Origin of the sequence: Methylobacterium phyllosphaerae (assembly GCF_001936175.1) — a bacterium.
GTDB lineage: Bacteria > Pseudomonadota > Alphaproteobacteria > Rhizobiales > Beijerinckiaceae > Methylobacterium > Methylobacterium fujisawaense.
Genome location: NZ_CP015368.1, coordinates 65,589 through 80,107, shown reverse-complemented (window position 1 = coordinate 80,107; position 14,519 = coordinate 65,589). Strand labels below are relative to the sequence as shown.

Genomic DNA, 14,519 nt, shown 5'->3' with positions numbered 1-14,519 from the left:
TTGGAGAAAGACAACGCACACCTCAGATGGAAGGGGACGGGAGGCGCACCGACGAACCCGATGCTATACCAAGAGCTGTAAGGCCACTGGTCTCAATCTCGCATCAGGCTTATATTGGGAACTCGGTTGGGTTGCCGTTGCTGCTGGAACTCAGCACCTAAAGCTTGGAACACTCATTCAGTCATCTCCTATTGCATTGAGCCCGTGCCTTCATTGACCAAAGAACAAAACAAGAATTTACCTCAGATTGACGCGGCGCGTGAACGGCCACCATTAGCCACGCGCCTAGCTTTTGAGATTCCAAAGCCACTCGATTGGCAGACGTTCCAAAGGCAGTGCGTTGTTTTATTTATTGAGGAACTTGGCGACCCGAATACTCAAGAATATGGCCGTCACGGCCAAGCGCAAGGCGGCATAGACATTCTAGGTCGCCGCGGTGGACGACCGGATCATTTCGTTGGCATTCAATGTCGCCGATACGATAAGCCGCTGAAGCAAACTAAAATCTTAGCCGATGCTCGCTCAGCGCTTAAGCTTGAAGCTGGCTTAAAAGAATTGATTTTTGCCACAACGGCCCCTGATGACACCGGGGCAACCGACGCGGCACTCGCTGTCGAACGTCAGCTCCGCGCCGAAGGACACGATCTCACAATCGCTCTCTACGGCTGGGGTCAGTTGCAGCAGATGATCTGCCGCCACGACGCTGCCTACCATGCCTTTTTCCCGGCTGCACTCGCGACGCACATGCCTCGGAATGCCGAGCCACCTGCAACCACTGATCTAGCCACGTTGATTGCGGCGCAAGTGATGGAGCAGATGCGCAGCGGTGGGCTGCCGGTCCCCCAGCAAGATATTGGTCCACGCTCTGAAAACGATGAGGATCCGGCGCTACATGCGCGCATCGACACGTTTCGGGACCTGTTCACAGAGCAACGGCTGACACTTCAAGCTGAGAAGGGGTTACAACGACTGCTGGAGAGAGAGAACCTCGCCGACAAGCCTTATGCTCGTTTCCGCATTGAAACCAATCTTGGCTCTATAGCTATCGATTTGGGTCGCGAAGCCGACGCTGCCGTCCGGTTCGAGGCGGCCTACCAGATGCGCAGGGACGATCCGAAAGCGATTGCCAACCTCGCGCTCGCCCGGACGATACAAGGTCGATACGCGGAGGCTATGGAAGCGGCTAGCGCTGCCATGACCGCTGAGCCGCGTGTCGACGACGCTATCGCCTATCTACTCCAAGCTGCTGCCCGCTCAGATTGGGAAGGCGATCCTGAAACTCTGATCCCCGCTGATCTCGCAGGGAGCCTAGCGGCCGATCTGGGGCTAGTTGAATTTTTAAGGCGGCGAGACCTGCCAGGTTGGGCTGAGCGCACGATCGAGATCGCGCGCCGTCACCCGGACGCTCCAGATCTCGTCCGCGCTCGTGGGGTTGCTGTTCTGGCCCTGGCGATTGAATCCGGCACCATGATCCCAGGTGGCTTCGGTCCGATCACTATAGAGGAACTGAACAGTGCAGCCAACGATATGAAGGCTGTAGCAGAACATTGCCTCGATATCGAACTCGCCCACCGGCACGATCTAATTGCCTATGTGAACAACGCGGCCGTGCTCCTGCGCTTGTGTGAACGCTTCGCAGAAAGCGAGCGACTTTTGCTTGCGGCACTACCGCGGGTCGGCGACGAGCCGCAATTGCGCCGCCTCTGTGCCTTCGTACAATCCGCTCAAAATCGGGCCGGAGACGCGCTCGCGCTGTTGGCCGATGATACCGATCCCGAAAATCAGGTTTTGCGCGCCGAACTGCGTGCGACGCAGGGGCAAACTGCAGAAGCCTTGCGAGACATCCTCACCATTGATGAGGAAGGCCTCGACGACCGGCTGCAGGCAATAAGGTGGCAGTTGGTCGGCGAAATGGCCCTGCGTCTGGGCAACGATGACCAGCTCGCCAGAGCGGTGGCAGCTTTACGCGCGAGCGATCCCGAAGACATCACGGCAAGCCTGTTAGAAATCCGTGGCAGCCGGAAGCGGATTGAGGACGCGCAACCTGCACAAGAGAAAATGCTAGCACTTGCGGCGAGTGTTCAGACCGACCTCTCGATGACAGCGCGTTATCAGCTGGCGGATGAGTTACGTAATCACGACCTACCGGATGCAGCCGCCAATCTTCTAGAGGGCCATGTCGATCTAGGACGCCCTAGCCCAGCGACCGAACTTTATCTGCAGAGTTTGGCAGGCGCACGGCGGGACGAGGCATTTATCGCCGCTTTAGCACGGACATCACCGAACGTACGGAACAGCTTACAGATCCGCTGGGTGGAAGCAACTCATGCCTGGAATATGGATGATCTACCAGCCTCTCTGACGGCTGTTGAGGCAATCTTAGCCGAACATCCTAACGAGACGCGAGCACGGCTGCTGAAGCTCGAAATTCTTGTCCGTCAGAACTGTTCCGCCGCTGTCTTCGCAGAGCTCGACAAGCCGTTGGAGACGCTCGTCTGGCGTGACGTGCAGGATCTCTTCCGTGTCGCATCACTCCTCGGCCATTTTGGCTACGTGGAGCGAGCCGCTGCGCTTGCATATCGCCTGTTCCTGGAGCACCGGGACCTTTCACAGGCATGGATGACCCTTTCAACTTTAGTCCTCGAAGAAGGGCGTGGTGACGAGCAGATACCTGGCCCATGGACGGTCACAACAGTCGGCCCAAACGCCGCGGTTAAACTGCGATACGTGGACGGGACAGAGACCTTCTTTGTGGTGGAGCCTGACATAGCTCTGCGCCGGCTCGATGCTGACTCCTGGGAGCCAAATCATGCTTTAGCGCGATGTCTAGCAGGGTGCGGTACAGGCGAAGCGTTTACAGGACCTGACGGGCGAGAGGGGACGATCATACAGGTGACCCACAAATACGTGGCTCGCTTGCATCACGTCATGGAACACCACTCTACGCGGTTTCCCGAGATATTTGGCTTCAAAAGCGTCACGGTTGATTTTGAGCAACCTAACGGCCTCGATGGCCTCATCGCCCAACTCAAGGCGCGGCATGATTGGATCACGAGAGAAGAAGAGAGCTACGTAAACGGCTTCATGCTTCTTGGTGTTTTGGCAGACCGCGTCGGCGCGGACACCATCGATGTAAGTGGCGGCCTCGCCGCTCGCGGCGTCGCGCTCAAGGTAACTGCGGGCAACGCCGTCGAACGCGAAACTACAACCGCAGCCATCCAAGAACGCGGACAACGCGGATGCGTACTGGACCTCCTAGCGTTTTGGACCTGCTGGCGGCTCGGCGCCCTGGACGCTGTTGTCGCCACCTGCGGCCCCATTCGTGTACCCAGAAGCGTGATTGATCGACTCCGTGCGCGGCGGGAGAGGCTGCGGGACGGCGCCATACATGGCCATCAAAGCGCAGGCTACCTCCCCGATGGCCGTATCAGCGTAACTGAAACTCCTGCGGAAACCTTCACCGGCCTAATAGATGACATAGATCATGCCATCGCGTGGCTTGAGATCCATGCTGAAATTGCACCGCTTGTTATCGGCGATACACTTCCAGCCGAGCTACGCAACTTTCTAAAGAATCGACGGACGGATGCCCTCGATGCGGTAGCACTCGCAGTACAAGGCGACACGCTGCTTATAACGAATGATCTGCCAGCTCGCGAGTTTCAACGGATCTTGACCGGGACAAACGGTGCATGGGTCCATGCGGTTATAGGCGCCGCCTTAGAGGCAGAGCACATCGACATGGACGCCTACGTCCGCTGGTCGGCTTGGCTCATCGAAGCAGGACACAGCTATCTTGGTGTGAATGCACCGGCCCTTGCGCACGCCGCACGCCTAGAAGGCGTAGCCGCAATGAATCCGGGATCACTGTTCACGATCCTAAGCCGCGTGATAGGCGGCACCGAAGCTGATGCTCCATCACATTTGAACGTCTGCGTTATGTGCATGTTTGATTTGTGGAGGGATCGGCAGACCGCAGAATTTCGGAAACCCGTCACAGGACATCTTTTGGATCAATTGCTGCGTGGACGACGCCATGATTACGCCAAGATTCTACGCACCGCATTGACTTGGGCGCGAGATACACCGGATCTATACCAATATATATGCAATTGGACGATCGGTCATTTTGTTGCGGATAGTATTTAGGCAGATTTTATTTCTTCAAGAGCAAAGGGAATGGGGTTGGGTTTGACCATCCGTATCATTCTACAGCCCATGGCGAACCGGTTAATGGAGTGAGTGCCAGCAAACTGAGCTTCGCAAAATCGGTACTGAATCATTGCTTTTTAGTACATATCGCACTACAAGTCCCGCCTAAGGGGAGCAACCGGTATGGTGAGCGGACGAAGGGGCTTCTCGACGTTCGGGCTCCGCCTGGACCGCCTAGGTTTCAATCTGCGCGCCTTCGCGACCTACATCGGTGTGTCGGAGGTAACCGTACGCCGCTGGTCGTTCTCTCCCGATGCCGCCTCCTACGTCCCCATGCCGCCGCCGATCCAACGGCTTTTAGACCTCCTGGAGGAGCTGAGCGTACCGCGGCCATCCCAGGATCCGGATGGGCTATCAATTTCGGCTACGCGCTATGTCGAGATTTGGCTCGAGCGAGCCGGCAGCCAGGGCTGGCAGAAAGCAGAAGCGGTTGCGGCCCTTAGAATGGCGATCGACGAGGCCGTCGAACCGCCACCCGACCTCTGAGCTCGCAAGCCCGGAAAAATCTATCAATCTATCAGTCACTTGGCGTTTTTCGTCGGTCCCAGGCAGACTCTCGACATGGCCGCCCTCCGTTACGACCGCCTCCTGTGCATCGATTTGGAACTGACCTGCTGGGAGGAGCACCCTCCAGCCGGACAGAGACGTGAGATCATCGAGATTGGGATCGTCGAAGCTGATCCCCGGAACCTCGAGATCGTACGCGAGGACCGCTATCTGGTTCGACCCGCCTCGTCCGAGGTGTCACCGTTCTGCACGGCCCTGACCGGATTGACGGCCGGTGAGCTCCGCCGGCACGGCCGGCCGCTCCTAGAGGTCATGCGAACGGTCGTGGCGACCTACGGCCCAGGGCGGAAAGCGACCCTTGCATGGGGAGACGACTGGTCGGCGATCGAGCGCGATTGCGAGGTTGCCGGGATACCGAACCCGTTCCCTGGCCCTGCCTCCATCAATCTCGGCCAGGTCTATATGCTGCTGACGGGTGCTACCCAGCGGCCGTCGGTATCGCGAGCCCTGCAGGAGCTCGGGCTGGAATTTGACGGCCGCCCCCATGGCGCGCTCGTCGACGCCCGAAACACGATCGCGATCTACCGCGAGCTGGCGACGCGCTTCCGAGCGCCGGCGCCGAACCCCACGAGCGCTTTCTCTCTGGTGCCCTGATGCGGATCTTCCCGATCTCCGACCTGCATCTAGAGCGGCGAACCCTACCGCTACCGGCGATCGCCGCCGATTTCGACGTCCTGGTGTTTGCCGGAGACGGACACGAAGGCGAGCCGTCCCGAACGGTCGAGATCATTGCCGAGCTGGCTGGCGGTCGGCCGGCAGTGATCGTCCCAGGCAATCACGACTACTATCGGCGCAATCATGCCGATCCGCGCACGATGCGGGACCTTCTTGAGGAGATGAATAGAGCAGCCATCTTGATCAACGAAGAGGCCGGTAGAGATTTAATAAATATCCTCGCAGGCAGTCGAATCGTCGAGATTGACGATGTCGTCTTCGTCGGGGCAACTCTATGGGGTGACTGGGCCATTTCTGGCCGCTGGAGGCCAGATGTCCCACCAGCTAGAGCTGCAGCCTATGCTGCTACTCACGCGATGAGAATGTCGACCATTCCTCGCGAGTTCTCTGGTTCGATCCAAAACGCTGATGGCGAATGGGGGCCCTATCAGACCGTAGGTGCCCATGCGGTAGATCGAGCAAGGATCCTGCAGGGCCTGATCGAAGCAGCCGACCGCCCAACCGTCGCAGTGACCCATGCTCCGCCGCTGGCGGAAGCTGCCGATCTCTATCGGGACAGCCCCATACCGTGGTGGGCGCCGGGCTTCTATGCCTCCGATTTCCTTCGCGAAATGCCTCCCGAACTGCAGCCATCGATCTGGATCGCCGGGCATGTTCATCGTGGGTACGACATGACCTACGGCAGGACCCGCCTGATCTCGAATCCGCTAGAGGGACCGAATTTCAGGCCAGACCTCGTGATCGAAATCGACGTTCCCGAGCCAGAACCATACGTCGCGGATCCTCTCCCTGAAGAGAGAACGACGGGGAGGAACATCGGCGGCACGCCGCACGCCAGTCATGCCAATTTGGGCTTGGCCTCGGGTGAAGATCTCGACGATCTCCTCGATAGACCACCATGCCCGTAGGGAATTGGATACCTTCGAAGCGCTTCCTCATGCTGTGTCATTGATGCAGTGATAGGATCTTGTACACTGGATTTCGATCCGGGAGCGTAGCGTGACCTTCTTCTTCACTGCCGACACCCACTTCGGGCATGAGGGCATCATCCGGATGTGCGGTCGGCCATTCGCCTCTGTCGAGGAGATGGACGAAGCACTGATCGCGAACTGGAACTCGGTCATCGGCCCCAAGGACGACGTCTGGCACCTCGGGGATTTTGCCCATGGCGCCCATCCCGCCCGCATCCTAGAAATCTACAGGAGGCTGAATGGGAGGAAGCGCCTGGTCATCGGCAACCACGACAGAAAGCCGACCCTAGCGCTCCCGTGGATGGAGCCCCCGAGCCATCGCGCATTCCCGAAGCTGGGCCTCAGATGCGGCATCGTCCTGGATCACTATGCCGGGCGGACCTGGATGGGGGCGCACCGCGGCTCCGTGCAGCTGTTCGGGCACTCGCATGGTCGGATGCCCGGCAACAGCCAGAGCCTGGACGTCGGCGTCGACTGCTGGGATTTCCGCCCGGCCAGTTGGGACGAGATCCAAGTCCGGTTGGCATCGCTGCCTCCGCTCCATTCCCCCGACCATGAGCCGGAGGAGGCTGTCGAGGAGGAGGTGCCGGAGGCGGGACCGAGGCCATGAACCAGCTCAGACTGAACGTCGACCTCTGCGACCTTGCCCCGACCTTTCGGCTTTGGCGGCACGATATCGTCCATGAAGCGGACACCGCCGTTGCGCTGGCGGCGATCGCCGGCGGTTGTGAGCCGTCACCGGAAACGCTCGCCAGGGCTCCGGTGCTACAGGCGTGGCGTCAGACCACGAACTGGTTCCGGCAGACGGTGCTCGCCGGCATCGTCTCAGAACACCCTACCCTGGCCGACGGTCTGATTCGAACAAGTGCGCTCAGGGCGATCGCGATCGACCTGGCATGGGCACGGACATCGACACGCTTCTACCGGCTGGGCGAACCCGACATCCTAGACGCGGGAGCGAGGTGAATGCGCTTATGGGTCCTCTCCGACCTCCACACGGCGCCTGACGCCCCCTGGTTTCCCAGCGTGCGGCCGGAGTTCGATGCGCTTGTCATCGCCGGAGACGTCTACGACTCGGATATCGAGCGCTCGATCCTCTGGACCGCACAGGTCGCCGATGGCCGCCCCGCGGTCTTCGTTCCGGGCAATCACGAGTTCTGGGGGCGCACAATCGAGGACGAGCTCGAGCGGGCGGAACGTCGAGCTCAGAAGGAAGGCGTCACCTTGCTAAATGGTCAAGGCTGGATGGCCGTCGCCGGCGGCCATTTCGCCGGTGGAACGCTATGGACCGATCTCGAGCTGAACCAGCCCGCGGGGCATATCCTCTACCCACGCGAGTTCGGTGACCCCATCGATGTTCGCGGCCCAGGCATCGATCGTAGAGCCAAAGGCCGAGATATAGCCCGCCGACACAGGGCCGAGGTCGACGTGCTCGAGGCCATCCTCGATCCAGACGTAGCGCCCGAAGGTCCGCGGATCGTCGTCACGCACTACGCGCCCCACATTGAGGTTCTGCCCAGACACCTCTGGGATCAGCCGTCAGCTGCGGCGTCGGCTTCGGACCTCGGCCACCTCACGGATGTCGGCGCGGTCCACCTGTGGATTTGCGGACATATCCCCAGGTCGGTGGACTTCGTGCCGGGGTACGGAACACGAATCCTATCGAACCCACGCGGGGAGAACGACTCGAACCCGGCCTTTGCCGAAAGCCTGATCGTCGAGGTCGATGAACCGATCCCGACACCCTCGTTCGGGCCTAATGCTGGAAGGTAGGCCATTATCTGCGACCAGGGTCGCCAAAGGACGAAGGGGAAGGCGGGTTGTCCGAGCACCGCTGCTCTAACAGCGTCATGGCCTCCTCTAAACCCAGCGTTCACTGCACGAAGGTAGACCTCCGCAATGCGTCCCGCCTCCTTCCCCGTCCTTCTCGCTCTGTCGGCAACGCCGGCCATCGCGCTTGACGTGCCACCTCAAACGCACTGGACCCACGGGCGGAGCCAGATCACCATGTCGGAAGGCGCCGGCGGTCGGATTTCTATGGTCTACAACGGTGCGTCCCCATCGCCCCGTGGACCAACGATGCCTCGCGGAACACTACTGTTCGAGGGCATCCGACAGGGCGATCGCATCATTGGGACCGCGCGCACGTTCAAGGACGGCTGCGCCCCTGCGCCCTATCGAGTGGAGGGCCATATCCGCCTTGTCGGCCCTGGCGACGGCGAGATCGAGCTGGCCGGCCCAGCCCCGAAGCGCGGGCCCGGCTGCAACATCGTCGGCCTCACGACGGCGTCGCCCCATGCCCGTCTAGCTTTCGACAATCCCGATCTCCAGGATTGAAGGGTTGTCTGCCTCTGGGTTGCCCCTCATTGACGTCTGAGAAGGGTGGAGGCTGTGTGAAAACGCTGCGGTTCTGATAGTCTCGGCGTGACGGTGGAGGCTTGTATGACGCGGTTCGTTGGTGTCGCGGATCGTCATCAGATCGCTCTTCTGCCGCATCGCCTAGATGGACTTGCTTCGCAAAAGTGGAGAGCTCTTTTCCTGAAGGAGGGGGGTTCCGATGGCAGACCGGAAGCAAACCTTTACCCCCGAGTTTCGTGCTGAGGCGGTGCGATTAGCGCAGACGAGCGGGCGGTCCCGCCGCGAGGTCGCCGCCGATCTCGGCGTCGGGCTCTCGACGCTGCGCAACTGGATCGACGGCCGGCGTGAGCGGGAGATGGACAACCCGCCGGCCGATCGGCAGGAGGACATGGCCGCCGAGCTCAAGCGCCTGCGGCGCGAGAACGAGGTGCTACGCCAGGAGCGAGAGATCCTGAAGCGGGCCACGGCTTTTTTCGCCAAGGAGGGAAGTCGATGAGGTTTCGCCTCGTCGACGCGGCGAAGAAGGACTTCCCGGTCGCGCGCCTGTGCAAGGTCCTCGATGTCAGTCCGAGCGGCTATTTCGCCTGGAAGAACCGTCCGGCCTCGACGCGGCAGCGCGAGGACCTCGTGCTACTCGCCCATGTCCGATCCGCCTTCACGCTCTCGCACGAGACGTACGGCAGCCCACGCATGACCCACGAGTTGCGTGAGCAGGGTTTGGCGGCAGGCCTATCAAGCGACATCCGGAACTGACCTCTTCGCGTCATGAGGATCTGACCCCTATGCTAATTTCACACGCCTAGACGGGTGTGGGTTGGGGGACCGCAGCCGCCTTTTGCAGGAGGCCGCTGCGACGCTTCTCACGAAGCCGGTAGCTGTCGCCGCGGATGGTGACGACGTGGCTGTGGTGCAGCAGCCGATCGAGGATCGCGGTGGCCACCACCGCATCGCCGAACACGCTCCCCCACTCGCCTACCGCTCGGTTCGACGTCACCAGCATCGCGCCCCGCTCGTAGCGGCGGCTGACGAGCTGGAAGAACAGATGCGCGGCATCCGGCTCGAACGGCAGATAGCCGAGCTCGTCGATGATCAGCAGTTTCGGCTTGGCGTAGTGCGTCAGCCGCTCCTCCAACCGACCCTCAGCATGCGCCTTGGCCAGCTGCGCCACGAGCGTCGTGGCCGGGGTGAACAGCACGCCATAGCCGGCCACAATCGCCGCGCGCCCGATCGCCACCGCCAAGTGCGTCTTGCCCACGCCGGGCGGCCCGAGGAACAGCACCGCCTCGCCATTGGCGATGAAGCGGCCGGTGGCGAGTTCACGGATCTGCGCCTTGTCCAGCGAGGGTTGGGCGCCGAAGTCGAAGCCGGTCAGGTCCCGCACGAAGGGGAAGCGAGCCAGACCAAAGGCCATGTCGATGCGGCGCTGGTCACGCCGAGCGACCTCACGCTCGCAGAACAGGGTCAGCGCCTCACGGATCGTCAGCTCGCCCCGGCCGGCCTCGTCGATCAGGCTATCGAGCTGATCGCGCATGGCCGTCAGCTTCAGGCGGTCGAGCAGCAGGGTGAGGTGGTCATGGTCCATCAGAAGCCTCCCCCGGCGACCGCCTCGTACTCGGCCAGCGGCCGCAACAGCGCCGGCGGCATGATGGGCGACGGGTCGAGCCGGTGAGCCGGTCGCTCTCGGCTACCCACAAGCCCGGCCAGATGGGCATCGTCGACGACACGGCCGTGGCGCCCCTTCAACGCGGCGTGCACGGCGACCTCACGTCCGCCGTGGTGGACGCGCACCACCGCTCCGCTCACGGTGACGCGAACCCGCTCGCCGATCAGCCGCCACGGCACCGAGTAGGCGTTGCCGTCGACGCTGACCGCGCAGTCTGCCCCGACCCGGCGCACGAGATCGCGTGCGGCGGAGAACGGCGGCACGCCCGCCAGGGGCTGCAGCGCCCGGGCCTCGTCCCGGGCGAACCGCGCGCCCGGCGCCTCACCGGTCGTGCCGTGCGCGCGCCGGTCGGCCACATCCCGCGTCCAGGCATCGAGATGCGCCTCCAGGGCGGCAAAGCTCGCGAAGCGGTGGCCGGCTACAGCGTTCCTTTTGACGTAGCCAACGCCGCGCTCGTCCTTGCCCTTCGTGCGCGCCCGGTACGGGGCGCAGGCCCGCACCCGGAAGCCCCAATGCCGGGAGAAGGCGTGCAACCGCGGATGCAGGATGACCTCGCGGCTGATCGGGTCATGGTGCAGGACCAGGGCGCGGGCATTGTCGAGCAGCACCTCACGCGGCACACCGCCGAAGGCCTGGAAGGCGCTCTCCAATCCGGCGAACCAGTCCTCCTGCCGCTCGTGGCCGAAGGCGCGCACGTGCAGTCGACGCGAGTAACCGAGCGTCGCAACGAACAGCGAGACCCGGGTTGGCACACCGCCGATCTCGATCCGCCGCTCGCCGAAGTCGATCTGCATCTGCTCGCCTGGCCGCGTCTCGAACCGCACGCTCGCCCGCGCGGCGATCACCAGGTCCCGCCGCAACGGCGCCACAGCCCGTTCCACGGTGCGCAGGCTGACGTGGATGTCCTTCTCGTTGGCGAGGTCCTGGCGCACGACGTCGGCGTTGCCGGCATGCTGCCGGAACCGTTCGGCCAACCAGTCCGTCAAGCCGTCGAGCCGCTTCGATCGTGAAGGCGTTTTAGAGGGGCGCCAATCACCCTGACGGAGCCAGTGCTTGACCGTGTTCTTCGAACAGCCGAGCTCGGTCGCGATCCGCTTGGCACCCCAGCCCAGCGCCTTCAGCCGCACCATCGCCGATACGTCGTCCGGCGTCTTCATCTCGGCCCTCCGCGGATCGTCTGTCCGCTGAAGAGCCTGATCTTCGTTCCTGATCATCTCGACCTCCTCGCTCATCGAGGGGGTCAGGTCCTCATGGCGTCAGGGGGTCAGTTTGCCGTGTCGCCTGACAAGGCCGAAGACGCGTGGCCCGGCTGATGCGGGAGAACGGGCTCAAGGCTCGCCAGCCGCGGCGCTTCCGGCGCACGACGGACAGCGGCCACGCCTTCCCGATCGCGCCCAACCACCTCGATCAAGACTTCGCGGCGGCCGGGCCCGATCGCAAGTGGGGAAGCGACATCTCCTACATCTGGACGCGGGAGGGTTGGCTGTACCTGGCGGTGGTCCTCGACCTGTACTCTCGACGGGTCGTCGGCTGGGCGGCGGGCGACCGTCTTCACAAGCAACTCGCGCTGACCGCGCTGCGACGAGCCCTCGTCGTCCGGCAGCCCGGATCAGATCTGATCCATCATTCCGACCGCGGCAGTCAGTATTGTTCGAACGAGTATCAGGCAGAACTACGAGGACATGGCATCGTGATTTCGATGTCTGGCAAGGGAAATTGCTTTGACAACGCGATGGTCGAGACGTTCTTCAAGACGCTGAAGAGCGAGTTGGTCTGGCGCACCGCGTTCCAGACGCGAGCCGAGGCCACCGTCGCGCTGGCCCATTACATCGATGGCTTCTACAATCCCCGCCGCCGTCACTCGGCGCTGGGCTACACCAGCCCTATCCAGTTCGAGAGGGGCTTCACCCACCAAACCGCTCTCCATTAAACCGGAGCAAGTCCAGCGAGGCGCCGTCGCCGATCCGCACCGTGATGCCGCCTGCCTCCACCTCGATCCCCACCGCGCGGCGGCGCGATGAGGATCGTCTGATGCGCCGGCGTGGCGGGTCCGCCCGGGCGGGATCCACCGCCATGGGCTCGGGTGCGGTCACCGCCGGCACGAAAGCCGGCAGCGCCGCGACCTGGCGCGCCTCGCGCCGCCACGTGAACAGCTGCTGCGGGGTCAACCCGTGGCGGCGGGCCACCACTGACACCACCGCACCCGGAACGAACGTCTCCTCCAGGATCCGCGCCCGGTCGTCGGCGCTCCAGCGCCTGCGGCCGACCGCGCCGTCGATCACCTCGAAACGCCGGACCGTCCCCTCCGGCTCAAGTCTAAGGTCAAGTCAAGACACAAAATGATCCTCTCGTGCGGATCGTCAAACTGCCCGGTCAGGTTGCCCCACAGAAGATGGGGCCGGAACATCGCTTACCTTTGACCCACACGAAATGACGAAGAGCCACTAAAGCGAGGCAAGTCCACTCAGCCTAGAGCCGTTCCCGCTTACGTAGCGACGGCCAAGTCGTTGTCGTAGCCGGCGGCGGCGAGGCTGTTGCGGCACTCGTCTGGGGTGAAGCGGGTGAAAGCGTGCCGGATGGCGTTCCAGAGGTCTGGCACGGTGCGGGCGGCTGCGCTCCGCAGCAGGGCTTTCAGCTTGGCGAAGATCTGTTCGATCGGGTTGAACTCGGGGCTATAGGGCGGAAGGTAGAGCAGCCGGGCGCCGGCCGCCTCGACCCGCTCGCGGATGCCGCTGACCTTGTGAGCTTGCAGGTTGTCGAGGATCACGACGTCGCCGGGCCGCAGCACCGGGACGAGGCGGTTGGCGACGTAGTCGCGAAAGCGCTGGCCATTGGTAGCGCCATCCGCGAGGTCGAAGGCGCACAGGCCGGTGGTGCGCAGAGCGGCGGTGATAGTGGTCGTTTTGTAATGGCCCTGGGGCACGAGGAGCCGGCAGCGCTTGCCGCACGGGGCGCGACCGTAGCGGCGGGCCATGTTGGTGGCGGCCGCCGTCTCGTCGAGGAAGACGAGCTTGTCGGGGTCGAGGTCAGGCTGAGCCGCGAACCACGCCTCACGCGCCGCCTTCACGTCAGCCCGCTCCTGCTCAGTGGCGTACAGCGCCCCTTTTTACGGGTGATCCCATGGCGAGCGAAGAAGCGTGACAGCCCGCTCGTGCTGGTCTGCACGCCCTGCTCGGCCAGGGCGTCGCGCAACTCGCGCAGGAAGCGTTCGGGCCGGGCCTCGTCGAGGGAGAGGATCAGATCCGCATGCGCCTCGATCGCCGGCAGGCGGTCGTCGCCGTGCGTCGGTTTGGGGGCGACGTGACCCTGCTGCGCAAACCGTTGCGACCAGCGGCTGGCGCTCGACACGCTCACCCCGAACCGCGCCGCCGCCTGATGGAAGGAAGCGCCCTCTGTCACGGCCGCCACGACGCGCTCGCGCAGATCGACAGACAACGGTGAAGGCATCGCTGGCTCCTTCACCCGTCAACGCTCCAGCCACCGTCCTGTCGCCAACACCGCCGGGCACGGCTCTAGGTGATGATCACGTAGACGGCGTGAGCCATGCGTCAGACACGCATGGCTCACGCCCAACGTGAGCCTTCCGAATGCCGTTAGTGCACCAAGTGTAGCGACGCACAGCTTTCAACGGCATGAACTACGCGTTGCCGCGAGTCGAGGATAGACCTATAGATATTGGCGCCATCCATCACCGAAGCAGATTTCAGCGCACTTCTTGTTTCATACCATTTGAGCGCAGCTTCAGTTAGCAATGATATATATTTTAAAGCACCGACTGATTATTGAATTTGTGAACATAGGCCAAAAATACCCAACATCAAAAATTCTCTACTAGAGCTTTAGGCCTCATGTCCACCCACTCTCTCTCGATGAAAGCTAGGCATTCTGCCTTAACAATGGGGCCGCAAACAGCATTCCAGCCTTCCGGAATGGCGATTTTTTCCGGCCAAAGAGAAAACTGATTTTCATGATTTTTCAGCACAAAGAAATTACCACCCTCGTTCTCGAAAGGATTTGTCATAATCGTCACCTATTGATTCGGGAAGTTGAGACCGAAATGATTACTACGCAGC

The 14,519-nt window shown here is 62.2% G+C and carries 13 protein-coding genes and 2 pseudogenes; 10 read left to right on the top strand and 5 right to left on the bottom strand.

Annotation, left to right across the window (positions count from 1 at the left end):
* Positions 1 to 204: 204 nt before the first annotated feature.
* The 9 genes and pseudogenes from MCBMB27_RS29930 to MCBMB27_RS29325 all read left to right on the top strand — a co-directional run.
* A complete protein-coding gene (locus MCBMB27_RS29930; protein WP_139231685.1) occupies positions 205 to 4,149 on the top strand; it encodes a tetratricopeptide repeat protein in 3,945 nt (1,314 codons plus the stop codon).
* Positions 4,150 to 4,335: 186 nt separating this feature from the next.
* Positions 4,336 to 4,698 carry a hypothetical protein gene (locus tag MCBMB27_RS28045; RefSeq protein WP_053622516.1) on the top strand — a complete coding sequence of 121 codons (363 nt, stop codon included), beginning with the start codon at positions 4,336 to 4,338 and terminating at the stop codon, positions 4,696 to 4,698.
* A 75-nt stretch (positions 4,699 to 4,773) separates the two neighbouring features.
* A complete protein-coding gene (locus MCBMB27_RS28040) occupies positions 4,774 to 5,373 on the top strand; it encodes a 3'-5' exonuclease (RefSeq protein ID WP_075382223.1) in 600 nt (199 codons plus the stop codon).
* Positions 5,373 to 6,362: a metallophosphoesterase family protein gene (locus tag MCBMB27_RS29330; RefSeq protein WP_075382181.1), complete on the top strand. Its 990-nt coding sequence runs from the start codon at positions 5,373 to 5,375 to the stop codon at positions 6,360 to 6,362. Before MCBMB27_RS28040 ends, MCBMB27_RS29330 begins: the two co-directional genes overlap by 1 nt.
* Before the next feature lie 91 nt (positions 6,363 to 6,453).
* Entirely contained in the window at positions 6,454 to 7,035 is a 582-nt protein-coding gene (locus tag MCBMB27_RS28030) for a metallophosphoesterase (protein ID WP_083683954.1), read from the top strand.
* Positions 7,032 to 7,391 carry a DUF6634 family protein gene (locus MCBMB27_RS28025; protein ID WP_075382179.1) on the top strand — a complete coding sequence of 120 codons (360 nt, stop codon included), beginning with the start codon at positions 7,032 to 7,034 and terminating at the stop codon, positions 7,389 to 7,391. The genes MCBMB27_RS28030 and MCBMB27_RS28025 overlap by 4 nt, the downstream gene beginning before the upstream one ends.
* On the top strand, positions 7,392 to 8,198 hold the full coding sequence (locus MCBMB27_RS28020) for a metallophosphoesterase (RefSeq protein ID WP_075382178.1): 807 nt from the start codon (positions 7,392 to 7,394) through the stop codon (positions 8,196 to 8,198). It begins immediately after the preceding gene.
* A gap of 306 nt (positions 8,199 to 8,504) precedes the next feature.
* The gene (locus MCBMB27_RS29925; protein WP_139231686.1) at positions 8,505 to 8,762 is read left to right on the top strand and encodes a hypothetical protein; all 258 of its coding nucleotides are present in this window, start codon (positions 8,505 to 8,507) and stop codon (positions 8,760 to 8,762) included.
* A 220-nt stretch (positions 8,763 to 8,982) separates the two neighbouring features.
* Positions 8,983 to 9,512, top strand: a pseudogene (locus tag MCBMB27_RS29325) (IS3-like element ISMra4 family transposase); the annotation flags it as partial.
* 70 nt (positions 9,513 to 9,582) lie between these two features.
* Here the strand turns inward: MCBMB27_RS29325 and istB are convergent.
* Both istB and istA read right to left on the bottom strand, forming a co-directional pair.
* A complete protein-coding gene (istB, locus tag MCBMB27_RS28005; RefSeq protein ID WP_170861908.1) occupies positions 9,583 to 10,365 on the bottom strand; it encodes an IS21-like element helper ATPase IstB in 783 nt (260 codons plus the stop codon).
* Positions 10,365 to 11,603 carry an IS21 family transposase gene (gene istA / locus MCBMB27_RS28000; protein ID WP_075381867.1) on the bottom strand — a complete coding sequence of 413 codons (1,239 nt, stop codon included), beginning with the start codon at positions 11,601 to 11,603 and terminating at the stop codon, positions 10,365 to 10,367. Before istA ends, istB begins: the two co-directional genes overlap by 1 nt.
* Before the next feature lie 131 nt (positions 11,604 to 11,734).
* On the opposite strand from istA, the pseudogene MCBMB27_RS27995 reads away from it, so the two are divergent.
* Positions 11,735 to 12,376, top strand: a pseudogene (locus MCBMB27_RS27995) (IS3 family transposase); the annotation flags it as partial.
* Here MCBMB27_RS27995 and tnpA read toward each other — a convergent pair.
* From tnpA to MCBMB27_RS27975, 3 genes are all read right to left on the bottom strand, one after another.
* The gene (tnpA, locus tag MCBMB27_RS27990; protein ID WP_075382176.1) at positions 12,351 to 12,728 is read right to left on the bottom strand and encodes an IS66-like element accessory protein TnpA; all 378 of its coding nucleotides are present in this window, start codon (positions 12,726 to 12,728) and stop codon (positions 12,351 to 12,353) included. The pseudogene MCBMB27_RS27995 and the gene tnpA overlap by 26 nt on opposite strands.
* Before the next feature lie 203 nt (positions 12,729 to 12,931).
* Positions 12,932 to 13,893 (bottom strand): IS630 family transposase gene (locus tag MCBMB27_RS28975; RefSeq protein WP_107646922.1). Its coding sequence is split into 2 segments (ribosomal slippage): positions 12,932 to 13,542 and positions 13,542 to 13,893, totalling 963 coding nucleotides; the frame shifts between segments, so codons are not numbered across the junction.
* A gap of 370 nt (positions 13,894 to 14,263) precedes the next feature.
* Complete coding sequence (locus tag MCBMB27_RS27975; protein WP_075382173.1) at positions 14,264 to 14,467, bottom strand: MbtH family protein; 204 nt, start codon at positions 14,465 to 14,467, stop codon at positions 14,264 to 14,266.
* Between the last annotated feature and the right edge of the window lie 52 nt (positions 14,468 to 14,519).

Bases quoted from the DNA above. Each gene is read 5' to 3' on its own strand.
- MCBMB27_RS29330 (WP_075382181.1), top strand. From the start codon at position 5,373: ATGCGGATCTTCCCGATCTCCGACCTGCATCTAGAGCGGCGAACCCTA.
- istA (WP_075381867.1), bottom strand. From the start codon at position 11,603: ATGAAGACGCCGGACGACGTATCGGCGATGGTGCGGCTGAAGGCGCTG.
- istB (WP_170861908.1), bottom strand. From the start codon at position 10,365: ATGGACCATGACCACCTCACCCTGCTGCTCGACCGCCTGAAGCTGACG.
- MCBMB27_RS27975 (WP_075382173.1), bottom strand. From the start codon at position 14,467: ATGACAAATCCTTTCGAGAACGAGGGTGGTAATTTCTTTGTGCTGAAA.
- MCBMB27_RS28040 (WP_075382223.1), top strand. From the start codon at position 4,774: ATGGCCGCCCTCCGTTACGACCGCCTCCTGTGCATCGATTTGGAACTG.
- MCBMB27_RS28025 (WP_075382179.1), top strand. From the start codon at position 7,032: ATGAACCAGCTCAGACTGAACGTCGACCTCTGCGACCTTGCCCCGACC.
- MCBMB27_RS28045 (WP_053622516.1), top strand. From the start codon at position 4,336: ATGGTGAGCGGACGAAGGGGCTTCTCGACGTTCGGGCTCCGCCTGGAC.
- MCBMB27_RS28020 (WP_075382178.1), top strand. From the start codon at position 7,392: ATGCGCTTATGGGTCCTCTCCGACCTCCACACGGCGCCTGACGCCCCC.
- MCBMB27_RS29925 (WP_139231686.1), top strand. From the start codon at position 8,505: ATGCCTCGCGGAACACTACTGTTCGAGGGCATCCGACAGGGCGATCGC.